General features: G+C 69.5%; 12 protein-coding genes and 1 pseudogene. 1 reads left to right on the plus strand and 12 read right to left on the minus strand.

Annotation, left to right across the window (positions count from 1 at the left end):
- Window positions 1–223 precede the first annotated feature (223 nt).
- The 10 genes and pseudogenes from PW843_19885 to ccmA all read right to left on the minus strand — a co-directional run bounded on the left by PW843_19885 (window position 224) and on the right by ccmA (window position 8,144).
- Entirely contained in the window at window positions 224–1,258 is a 1,035-nt protein-coding gene (locus PW843_19885) for a tetratricopeptide repeat protein (GenBank protein MDE1148834.1), read from the minus strand.
- A 19-nt stretch (window positions 1,259–1,277) separates the two neighbouring features.
- Window positions 1,278–1,841 (minus strand): c-type cytochrome biogenesis protein CcmI, encoded by a 564-nt coding sequence (gene ccmI / locus PW843_19890; GenBank protein ID MDE1148835.1) that lies wholly within the window; start codon window positions 1,839–1,841, stop codon window positions 1,278–1,280.
- A complete protein-coding gene (locus tag PW843_19895) occupies window positions 1,838–2,317 on the minus strand; it encodes a cytochrome c-type biogenesis protein CcmH (GenBank protein MDE1148836.1) in 480 nt (159 codons plus the stop codon). The genes ccmI and PW843_19895 overlap by 4 nt, the downstream gene beginning before the upstream one ends.
- A gap of 182 nt (window positions 2,318–2,499) precedes the next feature.
- On the minus strand, window positions 2,500–3,045 hold the full coding sequence (locus PW843_19900; GenBank protein MDE1148837.1) for a DsbE family thiol:disulfide interchange protein: 546 nt from the start codon (window positions 3,043–3,045) through the stop codon (window positions 2,500–2,502).
- A gap of 10 nt (window positions 3,046–3,055) precedes the next feature.
- Window positions 3,056–5,044, minus strand: a complete 1,989-nt coding sequence (locus PW843_19905; protein ID MDE1148838.1) for a heme lyase CcmF/NrfE family subunit — start codon at window positions 5,042–5,044, stop codon at window positions 3,056–3,058.
- A gap of 24 nt (window positions 5,045–5,068) precedes the next feature.
- A complete protein-coding gene (ccmE, locus tag PW843_19910) occupies window positions 5,069–5,563 on the minus strand; it encodes a cytochrome c maturation protein CcmE (GenBank protein MDE1148839.1) in 495 nt (164 codons plus the stop codon).
- Window positions 5,560–5,787, minus strand: coding sequence for a heme exporter protein CcmD (ccmD, locus tag PW843_19915; GenBank protein ID MDE1148840.1), 228 nt, complete (start codon window positions 5,785–5,787; stop codon window positions 5,560–5,562). Before ccmD ends, ccmE begins: the two co-directional genes overlap by 4 nt.
- A gap of 72 nt (window positions 5,788–5,859) precedes the next feature.
- Complete coding sequence (locus PW843_19920) at window positions 5,860–6,576, minus strand: heme ABC transporter permease (GenBank protein MDE1148841.1); 717 nt, start codon at window positions 6,574–6,576, stop codon at window positions 5,860–5,862.
- A 227-nt stretch (window positions 6,577–6,803) separates the two neighbouring features.
- Entirely contained in the window at window positions 6,804–7,460 is a 657-nt protein-coding gene (gene ccmB, locus PW843_19925) for a heme exporter protein CcmB (GenBank protein ID MDE1148842.1), read from the minus strand.
- A pseudogene (ccmA, locus tag PW843_19930) lies at window positions 7,460–8,144 on the minus strand (heme ABC exporter ATP-binding protein CcmA). Before ccmA ends, ccmB begins: the two are co-directional and overlap by 1 nt.
- A 981-nt stretch (window positions 8,145–9,125) precedes the next feature.
- On the opposite strand from ccmA, the gene PW843_19935 reads away from it, so the two are divergent.
- Window positions 9,126–10,256, plus strand: a complete 1,131-nt coding sequence (locus PW843_19935; protein ID MDE1148843.1) for a type III PLP-dependent enzyme — start codon at window positions 9,126–9,128, stop codon at window positions 10,254–10,256.
- A gap of 228 nt (window positions 10,257–10,484) precedes the next feature.
- On the opposite strand, the gene PW843_19940 is transcribed toward PW843_19935, so the two are convergent.
- Both PW843_19940 and PW843_19945 read right to left on the minus strand, forming a co-directional pair.
- Window positions 10,485–11,246 carry an ATP-binding protein gene (locus tag PW843_19940; protein MDE1148844.1) on the minus strand — a complete coding sequence of 254 codons (762 nt, stop codon included), beginning with the start codon at window positions 11,244–11,246 and terminating at the stop codon, window positions 10,485–10,487.
- A complete protein-coding gene (locus PW843_19945) occupies window positions 11,236–12,930 on the minus strand; it encodes a GAF domain-containing protein (protein MDE1148845.1) in 1,695 nt (564 codons plus the stop codon). The genes PW843_19940 and PW843_19945 overlap by 11 nt, the downstream gene beginning before the upstream one ends.
- Window positions 12,931–13,041 lie beyond the last annotated feature (111 nt).

The raw sequence follows: 13,041 nt of genomic DNA on the forward strand, positions 1-13,041 counted from the left end.
GGCCCCACCCCTTGGGATAGGTGGTTTCCCTTGGGTGCAGGCATCATGGCGATGGCATTTGATCGACACCGATCAAATGCCCCCTCAGTCGCCGGGCGGCGGACATCCGTCCACCTTGGCTTCCTCAGTGAAGCCCTGCGGTGCTCACTGCAGGGCCGGCAGTCGCCGGCCTTGAGCGACGCGAGCCAAGGTCTCGTGCCACCCGCATGCGCCTTTTGGCTACTCAACCGTTCAGGGCCTTCAGCCGGCCTTCCAGTTCCTTGCGGTCGTCCGACCCCTCGGGCAACAGGGGCAGCAGGCGGCCCCACAGGGCCTTGGCCTCGTCCTTGCGGCCCGCGTCGGCCGCGTCCAGGCCCAGGTACCACAACGCCTGGGGATTGTCGGGCACGGCCTTCAGCACCACGCGCAGAGCCGTGAAGAAGGCCGACGGCGGGTGGCCGCCATCGGCCGGCAGCAGCACGCGGGCATAGGCCAGGTTGGTGTCCACGTCATCGGGGGCGGCCGCCACGGCCTTGGCCCAGGCCTCACGCGCCTTGGCCACATCGCCCGTCACCTCGTACGCCTGGGCCAGGTGACGCCAGCCCTCGGGCTTGGCCGGTTCCTTCTCCGCCGCCGCCTGAAGCTGGGCCAGCAGCGACTTCACCGTGGCGCTTTTCTGCTCCGGCGTCATGGTGGACGGGTCGGGCAGGCCGGGCGGCACCGTGGGTGCCGCTTGGGACACCGTGGCGCCGTAGCGCTTGGCGTTGGCCTCGGCCTCCACCGCCTTGTCGTTTTCGCCCAGCACGCGGTAGGCGCGGGCCAGGCGGCTCCAGCCTTCACCGTCGTCGGGTTTGTCCTTCAGGCGGGCGGCCAGGCGATCGACCATGCCGCGGATCATGGCGGACCGGTCGCCGGTCGACATGCCGGACGCCGCCGCCATGTCATCCGATGTCGGCCCGGGCGCCGCGGTGACCGGCGGCGGGTTGACGGGCGGGAGGGGTTGCGGCGTCACCGCCGCCGGGTCCATGCCGGCCTCGCTGGCGGCCTCGCCCAACTGCCCCCGCAGGAAGGGGACCCAGGACGCATCGGCCGGGCTTTCGGCCAGCAGGGCGGCCCAGCGGCTGACGGCGCCCTTCAGGTCGCCCGCCTGGCGGGTGGCCAAGCCATCGTAATAACGCGCCCGCGGTTCCTTGGGGTTCAGGGCCAGCGCCTTGGCCAGGGCGGCCTTGGCCTCCGGCCCGACCACGCCGTCGGCCGCCAGCACCAGCGCCTCAGCCATGGAGGCTTGAAGATTGGCGTCATCCGGCGCCAGGGGCCACGGCCTGGGCCCAGGAGGTGGCCGCCTGGTCGTTCTGGTTCAGCATGCCCTGGGTGGTGGCCAGCGCCTTCCATGCCTCAAGGTCTTTCGGGTTCGCCGCCACCCGATCCTGCAACGTCTTCAGCACCGCCTGGGCCTGCTGGGCGGGCCCCTGGTCGGTGCGGGCCGCCGCCGGCTGGGCCGGCAGGTCGGGACTGCCCAGACGCAGGTAGATGCCCATGGTCAGCAGCGGCACGGCCACCATCAGCGCGGTGGCCAGCTTGCGCGCCGGCTTGGGCGCCGCCGACGCCGACGGTGCAGCCGCCTTGGCCCGGCTCGAGGCCGCCAGCAGCCGGCGCCCGACCTCCGCCCGCGCGGCCGTCGCCTGGTCGTCGGTCAGCAGGCCGCGCGCCACATCGCGCTCAACCTCCGCCATCTGATCCTTGTAGATGTCGACCTCGGGCGTGCCGGCATCCACCGTCTTGGGCGGCACCATCAGCGGGCGCAGCAGGGCCAGCAGCACGCCGGCGGTCAGCAGGGCCGCCGCGATCCAGAACGCGATCATGCCGGGCCCTTCCCCTCATCGTCTTCACGCATCAGCACGGCCAGTTGCGCCTTTTCCTCCGCCGACAGCGGCGGGGCCACCGCCTCCGCCCGCCGCCGGCCTTTCAGCACCAGCACCAGGCCACCGCCCAACAGCAGGGCGAAGGGCCCGAACCACAGCAGATAGGTCGCCGGTTTCACCGGCGGACGCAGCAGGACGTAGTCGCCGTAACGGTCGGTCAGGAAAGCCACCGCCTGCGTGTCGGTGTCCCCCTTCACCAACCGCTCACGCAGCAGCAGGCGCAGGTCGCGCGCCAGGGGCGCGTCACTGTCGTCGATGGACTGGTTCTGGCAGACCAGGCAGCGCAAATCCTTGGAGATGGCGCGCGCCCGCGCCTCCATCGCCGGGTCGGACAGCATCTCATCCGGCTGGACGGCCCAGGCGTTGGCCGACAGCAGGACGGCCGACAGGGCCAGAGCGGAAAGTCCCCGTCTCACACCAGCGGCACGAGATTTCGACTCGTGCCGCTGTAGGCTCCGACCGGGGCCGCCGGAAGTTTTAGGGCGCGACGCCGCCCTTGAACTGAGGAAGCCAAGCCCGCGGATGCGGGCGCCCGGCGTTTGAGGGGCGGTGTTTGAGCGGTCACGATCAAACACCGCGCGTGTCATTGGCCCCCACCTCATTTCGACAGCTCTTTGATCAGGGGCAGGATGCGGTTCTGCAGATCCTGCGGGGTGATGGGGCCGACCTGGCGATAGCGGATGCGGCCCTGGCGGTCGATGACGTAGGTCTCCGGCACGCCGTAGACGCCGAAATCGATGGCGGTGCGGCCGTCATAGTCCATGGCGACGGCGCTGAACGGGTTGCCCTCGCGCGCCAGCCAGGCCTGGCCGTCGGCCGCCTTGTCCTTGTAGTCGATGCCGCGGATGTCGATGCCCTGCCCCGCCATGTTCAGCAGCAGGGGATGTTCCACCCGGCAGGGCGCGCACCAGCTGGCCCAGAAGTTGACCAGCTGGACCTTGCCGTTGCCCAGACCGGTGGAGGCGACACCCGGCTGGCCGTCCACCAGGGGCGGCAGGTCGAAGTCCGGGACCGGCTTGTCGATCATGACCGACGGCAGGATGTCGGGCGTGTCGCCCCGGTCCATCTGTTTCAGGCGCACGCCGAACCAGCCGGCCAGACCCAGGAACAGCACCAGGGGAATCAGGAACATCAGGCGACGCATGCGGGGGCCCTTATTCGGCGGGGGCGACGGCGGCCGGAACGGCGGCGCGCTTTTGCGGCACGCCCACGCGCAGGCGGCGATCGGACAGGCTGACCAGGCCGCCGGCCATCATCAGGATGGCGCCCACCCAGATCCACGGCACCAGCGGGTGGCGGTAGAAACGGGTGTTGTAGCCGGTGCCGTCCGGCGCCGGTTCACCCACCACAGCGTAAAGGTCGCTGAAGAAATTGGTGTGGATGGCAGCCCCAGTCGTCGTCATGCGGGTGACGGGGTAGAAGCGCTGCTCCGGCGCCAGCTTGGCCACGAAATCGCCGTGGCGGGTGACGGTCAGCTGGGCGCGCCGGGCGGTGTAGTTGGGCCCCGGCGCCTCGACCACGTCATCCAGGCGGAAACTGTAGCCGGCCAAGTCCACCGACTGCCCGATGTGCAGCACCTGGATGGCCTCCGCCGTCCAGGCCGACGTGCCGACCATGCCGGCCACCGCCACGCCCATGCCGGCATGGGCCAGGGCCGTGCCCCAGACGCCGCGCGGCAGGTGGCGGGCGCGATGCAGGCTGTCGGCCAGCGGGATGCGGAACAGGCGGATACGCTCCACCACCTCAACCATCGATCCCATGACCACCCAGCCGGCCAGGCCCAGGGCCAGCAGCGCCAGCACCGGCTTGGTGCCCGCCAGCCACAGGCCGGCCAGGGCCGCGACCACGCCGACCACACCGGCGATCCACAGGCGGCCCAGCACACCGGCCAGGTCCGCCCGCTTCCACGACAGCATCGGGCCCAACGCCATGACGGCGATCAGCGGCACCATCAGCGGCAGGAAGGTGGCGTTGAAGAAGGGCGGGCCGATGGAGATTTTGCCGCCACCGACCGCGTCCATGAACAGGGGGTAGAGCGTGCCCAGAAAGACGGTGGCGCAGGCGGTGGACAGCAGCAGATTGTTCAGCACCAGCCCACCCTCGCGGCTGATGGGGGAAAACAGGCCGCCGGCCTTCAGCACCGGCGCCCGCACGGCATAGAGCAGCAGGGCGCCGCCGGTGGCCACCACCAGCAGGGCCAGGATGAAGACGCCGCGCGCCGGGTCGGACGCGAAGGCGTGGACCGACGTCAGCACGCCGGAGCGCACCAGGAAGGTGCCCATCAGCGACAAGGCGAAGGTGATGATGGCCAGCAGGATGGTCCAGCTTTTCAGCGTGTCGCGCTTTTCCACCACGATGGCGGAATGCAGCAGCGCCGTGCCAGCCAGCCAGGGCATCAGGCTGGCGTTTTCCACCGGGTCCCAGAACCACCAGCCGCCCCAGCCCAGGGTGTAGTAGGACCACCACGACCCCATGGCGATGCCCAGGGTCAGCGACGACCAGGCGATCAGGGTCCAGGGCCGCACCCAGCGCGCCCAGGCGGCGTCCACCCGCCCCTCCAGCAGCGCGCCGGCAGCGAAGGAGAAGCAGAGGGAGAAGCCGACATAACCCAGGTAGAGGAAGGGCGGATGGAAGGCCAGGCCCGGGTCCTGCAGCAGCGGGTTCAGGTCATGACCGTTCAGGGGTGCCGGATCCACCCGGGTGAAGGGGTTGCTGGTTTCCACCATGAACAGCAGGAAACCGACGCCGATCATGCCCTGCACCGCCAGGACGCGGGCGCGCAGGGATGCCGGCAGGTTGCGACCGAAGGCGGCGACCAGGGCGCCGAACAGCGCCAGGATCAGCACCCACAGGACCAGCGAGCCCTCGTGGTTGCCCCAGACGCCGGCCACTTTATAGAGCATGGGCTTGTCGGTGTGGCTGTTCTGCACGACGTTCAGGACGCTGAAGTCCGAGACGATGTGGGCGTATTCCAGGGCGCCGAACGCCAGCGCCAAGGCCGCGAACTGGCAGTAGGCCGCCGTGCGTCCCACCTCCATCAACGCCATCTTGCCGCGCGCCGCCCCCCACAGGGGCACGACCGACTGGATCAGGGCCAGGCTGAGCGCCAGCACCAGCGCGTAATGTCCAAGCTCGGGGATCATGGGTTTATCCGGGCGGCCGAAGGATCAGGGATTGGTGCGCAGGGTGGAGGTCTGGTGTTCCTCCCCCGCGGCGACGGGGGCGTTCTCGCCCGGCTTGCCGGGGTGCCCCGCCCGCTTCAGCGCGTCGGCCACGTCGGGCGGCATGTACTTCTCATCATGCTTGGCCAGCAGTTCGGTGGCGACGAAGGTACCGTCCGCACCCAGCTTGCCCTCCGCCACCACGCCCTGCCCCTCACGGAACAGGTCGGGCAGGATGCCGGTGTAGGTGACGGGCAGCGACCGGGCGGTATCGGTCACCTGGAAGGTGACGGTCATGCCGGCGTCATGCTTCAGGCTGCCGGCCTCCACCAGGCCGCCGATGCGCACGGTGCGCGCCCCCGGCGGCCGGGCCGCCAGGTCGGACGGGCTGTAGAAGAAGACGATGTTGTCGCGGAAGGCCGACAGGGTAAGCGCGGTGGCGGTGCCCAGGCACAGCAGGGCCAGCACCAGGATCATCAGGCGGCGGCGCTTGCGGGTCATGCCGCCCCCCCGGATGAACCTTCCGTGGCGGGCGTGACGGTGGGCGCGGCGGCCTTGCCGCGCCGGCGGCGGGGCTGGGCCTGTTCCAGTGCCGCCAGCGTGCGTTCCACGCGGCGCAGCCCCGTGAGGCTGAGCGCCAACAGGCCCACCAGGACCAAGGCGGCAGCCCCGTAGGATGACCAGACATAGGCGGCGTATCCGCCCATCGACAGGAACCCGTCCATCACACTCTCGAAAACAGCGGCAACCGCCAATCACAGAAATGCAAGGCTATCACGGCCACCGTCCCGGGGCCGTCAGCCAACTTGTCCCAGCCTCAGGGTCTGCACCCGCCGGGCCAGCAAACCGGCCCGCACCCGCAGGATGACCACGGCCACGAAATAGCTCTGGAACGCCACCGCCAGGATCAGCAGCGGCCACAGCATGCTGGCGGCGATGGTGGGACCGCCCAGGCGGAAGACGCTGGCCGGCTGGTGCAGGGTGTTCCACCATTCCACCGAGAACTTGATGATGGGCACGTTCACCGCCCCCACCAGCAGCAGGATGTTGCCGGCCTTGGCACCCCGCGCCGGGTCGTCGAAGGCGTCCACCAGGGCCATGTAGCCCAGGTACAGGAAGAACAGCACCAGCACGCTGGTCAGGCGGGCGTCCCACACCCACCAGGTGCCCCACATCGGGGCACCCCACAGCGACCCGGTCAGCAGGCAGAGGGCGGTGAAACCGGCGCCCAGCGGGGCGGCGGCCTTGGCGTAGACCTCGGCCAGCGGATGCTTCCACACCAGGGCCGCGGCGGCGGCCACGGCCATGGTGGTGTAGGTGAACATGCTCATCCACGCGGCGGGCACGTGGATGTACATGATGCGCACCGTGTCCTTCTGCTGATAGTCGGGCGGCGAGGCCACCAGCGCCAGATACAACCCCGCCACGAAGCAGACCGCCGACAGGCCCGCGGCCCAGGGCAGCACGGCGTTGGCGATCTTCAGGAAGCGGGCGGGGTTGGCGAAGCGATGCATGCCCCGTTATGTACCACTTCCCCCGCCCTTTGCCACCGCCCCACACCATGAATTGATGTGGATCAGGCCTAATGATGTACTGGGCGAATGTTTGTCATTCCCCCCTCAATCGCCGGGCGCCGGCATCCGCCGGCTGGGCTTCCTCGATTTCCAGTCCACCTTCGGTTCCCCGAAAATCTCCGGCGGACGCAGTCGCGTCCTACAGCGGCAGGCCTGCCTGCTGCTGATCATTCATGCGCCGCCCGCAACGCCGCAGCGATGGCCAGGGGGGCCAAGACCAGGGCGCCGCACAGCATGCCGCCCAGCAGCAGCAGGTGCGGCCGGGGTGACAGGCCGCTGAGGCCGGCGTCCAGGCCGGCGGCGGCGAAGATCAGCACGGGGATATAGAGCGGCAGCACCAGCAGGGGCAGCAGCACGCCGCTGCGCCGGGCACCCAGGGTCAGCGCCGCCCCCACGGCACCGATCAGGCTGAGCAGGGGCGTGGCCAGGGCCAGCACGCCCGCCAGCAGGCCCAGCGATCCCGCCGGCATGCGCAGCAGCAGGGCCAGCAAGGGTGCCACGATCATCAGCGGCAGGCCGGTGACCAGCCAGTGGGCCACCACCTTGGCCACCGCCACCAGTTCCGCCGGCAGGGGCGACAGCAGCAGCAGTTCCAGGCTGCCGTCCTCGAAATCCCCCTGGAACAGGCGCTCCATCGACAGCAAGGCCGCCAGCAGGGCGGCGATCAGCAGCACGCCGGGGGCGATACGGGCCAGGACATTGGGTTCCGGCCCCACGCCGAAGGGGAACAGCACCACACAGAGGACGAAAAACATCAGGGCGGCGGTGGCATCGCTGCCTTGGCGCAGCACCAGGCGCAGGTCGCGCAGGATCAGGCGGACCATCAGGCGGCGTCCTCATCATCCAGCTCGTCATCGCCGGCGGGGGCGAAGTCGCCCAGGTCCAGGACGGCGCCACCCGGCGCCGCCAGGTCGATATGGGTGGACAGCACCACCCGGCCGCCGGCGGCGCGATGGCGGGCGATGGCGCCCTCCAGCAAAGCGACCGACGCCCGGTCCAGGCCCACCGTGGGCTCGTCCAGCAGCCACAGCGCCGCCGGGGCCGCCACCAGCCGGGCCAGCGACAGGCGCCGCCGCTGGCCCGCCGACAGGAAACGGCCGGGCACGTCGGCGATGGCATCAATGGCGAAGGCCGCCAGGGCGGCATCCACCGTGGCCCGTATCCGCCGGCCCACGCAGGCCCGACCAGAAGGCCAGCGATTCGCGGCAGGTGACGCTGGCCTTCACCGCGTCCAGGTGGCCGACATAGTGCAGGCGGGCGCGGTGCGCCTCCGGATCCTCCCGCAGGGACGCGCCCTCCCACGCCAGCGTGCCGGAAAGCGGTTTCAGCAGCCCGGCCATCAGGCGCAGCAGGCTGGACTTGCCGCTGCCGTTGGGGCCGAGCAGGGTCAGGCAGCCACCGGCATCCAGCGCGAAGTCCAGATCCTGGAACACCATCCGCCCGCCGCGCACGCACAGCAGGTCGCGGCCGGTGAAGGCGCCGGTGGGATGCTGCGGGGGCGGGGTCATGGGTAGGGGGGCGCCTCATATATGCGGAGGCATGGACTATAGGCCGCTGGCCCTGCCGCGACAAAGCGCTGGATCAATCCCGCAAATCAACGGCATGAGGCTTTTTCTCATGCCGTTGTAGGTCGCGACTGCGACCGCCGGACCGTTTTGGGGAGCGAAGCGGACCGAAACGGGAGGACAGCCACGCCAGCGGATGCTGGCGCCCGGCATTTGAGGGAACGGCGCGGCACAAAAGAAAACGGCCACCGCGGGGGGCAGGTGCGGTGGCCGTTTGGGGTACCAGCCGGGGCAGGCTGGAGAGGACACCTCCGGTAGGCCGGTCGGGGGAGACCGGGCGGGAGTGCTAGCCAACCCCGGCAGGGGGTCAATGTCGCGTCGTCCTCTATGCGCATAAGGCCATCGCGACATGGCCAAACTGGGCCTCAAAAGTGGCGAAATTGAGATTTGTGTCGAATGCCGGCCATCCCCCCGGCCTTGCCGAATTATGGCGGAAGCCATGCCGTTGCGATGAATCGGCCATGTCGCCGCAGAGGGGCGCCGACCCGCAAAAAATCGCTATTCAACCCCGCCGTTCCATTTTATATAGCGCTTAGTCGCAGCGCACGTGCCTATGGCCCCAGGCGGAATGGTCCGCCGACGGGTTATGCAACGACGTAACGCGTATCCTCGTCCGTCCCTTAAGCAAGGCGGCGAATTGGAGGCTACGATGGTTGATGTTGTTGTTGGTGGGCATGCGCCCGCCTTTCCTCGATCCTTCGGTCGCACCGTGAACAACGGTTTGACGGCCCATGATCAGACCGTCTGCCAGCAGACCGGTCCGGAAGCTTGCGCGCAGCTGGCGCCGCCAGGGGATAGTTTCAGTATCTGACCCGTTTGGGCCGGCCGCTTTACTGGCACGCTTGAACGGACCCGGGCCATTGCCCGGTTAAACCCCCATTCCCATTCCATCCCCTGATACGCCGTTTGGCCTCGGAGTCGCAGATGACCGAGAAGATCGCCCGTTTTTTCGCTGAGAACACCCCCGCCACCCCTTGCCTGGTGGTCGATCTGGACGTGGTCGCGAACAACTACGACAAGCTGCACGAAGCGCTGCCCGAGGCGCGCATCTTCTACGCCGTGAAGGCCAATCCGGCGCCCGAGATCCTGAAGCTGCTGGTCGAGCAGGGGTCCTGCTTCGACACCGCCAGCATTCCCGAAATCCAGTATTGCCTCCAGGCCGGCGCCACGCCGGACCGCGTCAGCTTCGGCAACACCATCAAGAAGGCGTCGGACATCGCCCGCGCCCACGCGCTGGGCATCGGCCTGTTCGCCTTCGACAGCATGGAAGAGCTGGAGAAGATCGCCGAGCATGCCCCCGGCGCCCGCGTCTTCTGCCGCATCCTGACCTCGGGCGAGGGTGCCGACTGGCCCCTGTCGCGCAAGTTCGGTTGCGAGCCGGAAATGGCGACGGAGCTGCTGCTGGCCGCCGCATCCATGAACGTCGTGCCCTACGGCGTGTCCTTCCACGTCGGTTCGCAGCAGCGCGACCTGACCCAGTGGGACTTCGCCCTGGCGCAGACCGCCCAGATCTTCCGCGACCTGGAAGAAAAGGGCGTGATGCTGCGCATGGTCAACATGGGCGGTGGTTTCGCCACCCGCTACCTGAAGGACATCCCCAGCGAGAGCGAATACGGCAACGCCATCGAGGACTCGCTGCGCAAGCACTTCGGCAACCGCCTGCCCGAGACCATCATCGAGCCGGGCCGCAGCATGGTGGGCAACGCCGGCGTGATCCGGTCGGAAGTGGTGCTGATCTCGCGCAAGTCGCACCGCGACGACCGCCGCTGGGTCTACCTGGACATCGGCAAGTTCGGCGGCCTGGCCGAGACCATGGACGAGGCCATCAAGTACAAGATCCAGACCCCCCACGACGGCGGCCCGGCCGAGCCCGTCATCCTGGCCGGCCCGACCTGCGACAGCGCCGACGTGCTGTATGAGAAGACCGACTACCCCCTGCCGGTGGACCTGCGCATCGGCGACAAGATCGACATCCTGGCGACCGGGGCCTACACCACCACCTATTCGGCGGTGAACTTCAACGGCTTCTCACCGCTGGCCTCCTACTACATCTGATCCGTCGCCGGATTGGTTCCGCACAAAAAAAGCCCGGGGGCGCCGCCCTCGGGCTTTTTTCATACCAGCGGCACGAAATTTTGACTCGTGCCGCTGTAGGCCCCGACCGCAGCCGCCGCAGATTTCCGGGGAGCGTAGCGGACTGGAAAGCGAGGAAGCCAAGCGACCGGATGGTCGCGCCCGGCGACTGAGGGGCATTTTATCGGTCACGATCAAATGCCGCGCGTATCAGTTCCCCGCCTTTTCAGCGCGCCCCAAGGCAGCGGCCAGCACGCCGGGCGGCAGGGCGTTAGGGCGAGCCTCATCCCCCATGCCGCCGGTCAGCAGGCGCTGGCTGGGCAGGATCAGCGACACGGTGGTTCCCCGCCCCAGGGTGGACGCGATCTCCAGCCGGCCGCCGTGCAATTCCGCCAGCCCCTTGGACAGGGACAGGCCCAGGCCCGTGCCTTGCGTCGTGCGGGCATAGACGTTGTCGATCTGCTGGAAGGGCACGAAGACCTTGGGCAAATCCTCCGCCGCGATGCCGATGCCGGTGTCGGTGACGGCGATGACCAGTTGCGCCTCAGGATTGATGGTGACCGTCAGGGTAACGGTGCCGCCGCTGTCGGTGAACTTCACCGCGTTGGAGAGCAGGTTGAGCAGGATCTGCTTCACCTTCACATCGTCGGCCAGCAGGGGCGGCAGGCCGGGCGCCAGGGCGATGGCCAGGTCGATGCGCTTTTCCATGGCGCGGGCGCGGGCGATGCGTTCGCACCCCGCCACCAGGGCGCCCAGGTCGCACACCCGTTCCCGCAGTTCGACCTTGCCCGCCTCCATCTTCGAGACGTCCAGGATGTCGTTGATGATGGCCAGCAGGTGGCGGCCGCTGGCCACGATATCGCCGGCGTAGCCCGTGTTGGTCGCTTGGTTGGGCACCAGGCGCAAGTCGTTCTCCAGCACCTCGGCGAAGCCGATGATGGCGTTCAGGGGCGTGCGCAGTTCATGGCTCATGTTGGCCAGGAACTCCGTTTTGGTGCGGTTGCCCAGTTCGGCGGCGGCCTTTGGCCCGTTCCACCTCGTCCGCCGCGCGCTCGGCGGAGATGGCGACGGTAGCCAGGCGGCTGGCACGCCGGGCCAGATCCAGCATCCAGCCCTCGGGCGAGCGCGGGGTGCGGAAATAGACGGCGAAGGCGCCCAGGGGCTGGCCGTCGCCCGCCATGATGGGCAGGGACCAGCAGGCGGCCAGGCCGGCAGCGGCGGTCACCTCGCGGAACTCCGCCCACAGCGGGTCATGGGCGATGTCGGTGACGATCACCGGCTCACGCCGGACGATGGCCGTGCCGCAGGACCCGCGCTCCCCCGTCAGCACCAGGCCGTCGATGGCGCGGACATAGGCCTGCGGCAGGCTGGGTGCGGCACCGGTGTAGATGCGGCCGCCATCGGCATCCACCAGCATGATGGAACAGAGGCCGCCCTCAAGCTCCGCCTCCATGCCTGAGCAGAGTGCGGCCAGGACGGAGGACAGGGGCGCGCGGCCGGCCGTCATGCCCAGCACCTTGCGCTCCACCGTCAGCAGGCGTTCCGCCCGTTCCCGCCGCTGCGTCTCACGCTCGATCCGGCGGGCGTGGGACCAGTAGAGCGCCAGGGCCGCGTGCAGTTCCGCCACCGCCTGGTCGCCACCCAGCCGGGGCGCCAGCGTGGGGGCCTGCGTCACCTGCCCCTCGGCCAGGTCGCGCATCAGGCGCGCGGTGCGGGCCACGGCATCGAACACCCCCCGGCGCAGGGCCAGCAGGATGGCAAGGGTCAGCCCCGCCGCCAGCAGCAGCGGCCCCCCGGCCTTCAGCGCCGCCCATTTCGGACCCGGCACCGGCGCCTCGGCCCAGCGGCGCAGGATGCCATCGGCCACGGCGCTGATGCCGGCCAAGGCGGCGATGCCGGCCTGGTCCCCGGCAACCGTATCAGGCCCGGCCAACGCGGTGGCGAATCGCGCCGCGGCGATGGACAACTCATCGGAAGTCGGCACGGTTGGGCCGGAATCCTGAAACAGATGTACCGCCACCGCCCGGCCACTCGCCGCACCATCCGCCGCGGCCGGCGCCAGCGCGGCCACCCAGGCGGTCTCGGCATCGCGGCGCAGGGCCAGCGCGTCCGCCGCCTGCATGGCGGCAGGGCCGGCCGCGACCGTCAGTTGCCGGATCAGGCGCCCCTCCGCCACGCTGAGCGCGCGTTCGCCCGCCAACCAATTGTTCAGCATTGGCGGATCACGGCCGGCCACCGGCTGGTGCAGTGCCTGATCCACGGCCCGGCGCAACCCGGCCAGTTCCTGGCGGGCGCCCACCACCCGCTGCACGGCGGCCGCCCAGTCCCCGCCATCAGAAACAGAGGTGTGATATCCGGAGCCGGCCGGAAGGGCGGACAACGCCTCCAACCCCCGGTCCAGCGCCTGATCCGCCCGTTGCCGCGCCTGGTCCAAATCCTCAGCCGCCGAGGCATCCGCCGGTGCCGCATGCCTCAGGGCCCGGACCATGGCCGTCCATTGCGCCGACTGCGCGTCCTGCGCCGCCAGCAGGGTACGGGCAACCGCCGCCACGGCACCGGCCGCGCGGGCGTCATCGGCCCGCATCCAGGCCGCGCGCATGTCGAGGCCCGACAGGGCAACCTGCATGGCGGCCAGGGCCAGAAGGGCGACCGTCACCGACCGGCGCATGACCCACCGCCCATCCACCGCCCCTCAGGGCGGCATTCCCACAAGCACCTTAACGGCACGCGGCCCATTGGCAGCCCATTGGCGAGAACACTCCCAAGG

This window comes from Azospirillaceae bacterium, from assembly GCA_028283825.1.
Taxonomy (GTDB): domain Bacteria; phylum Pseudomonadota; class Alphaproteobacteria; order Azospirillales; family Azospirillaceae; genus Nitrospirillum.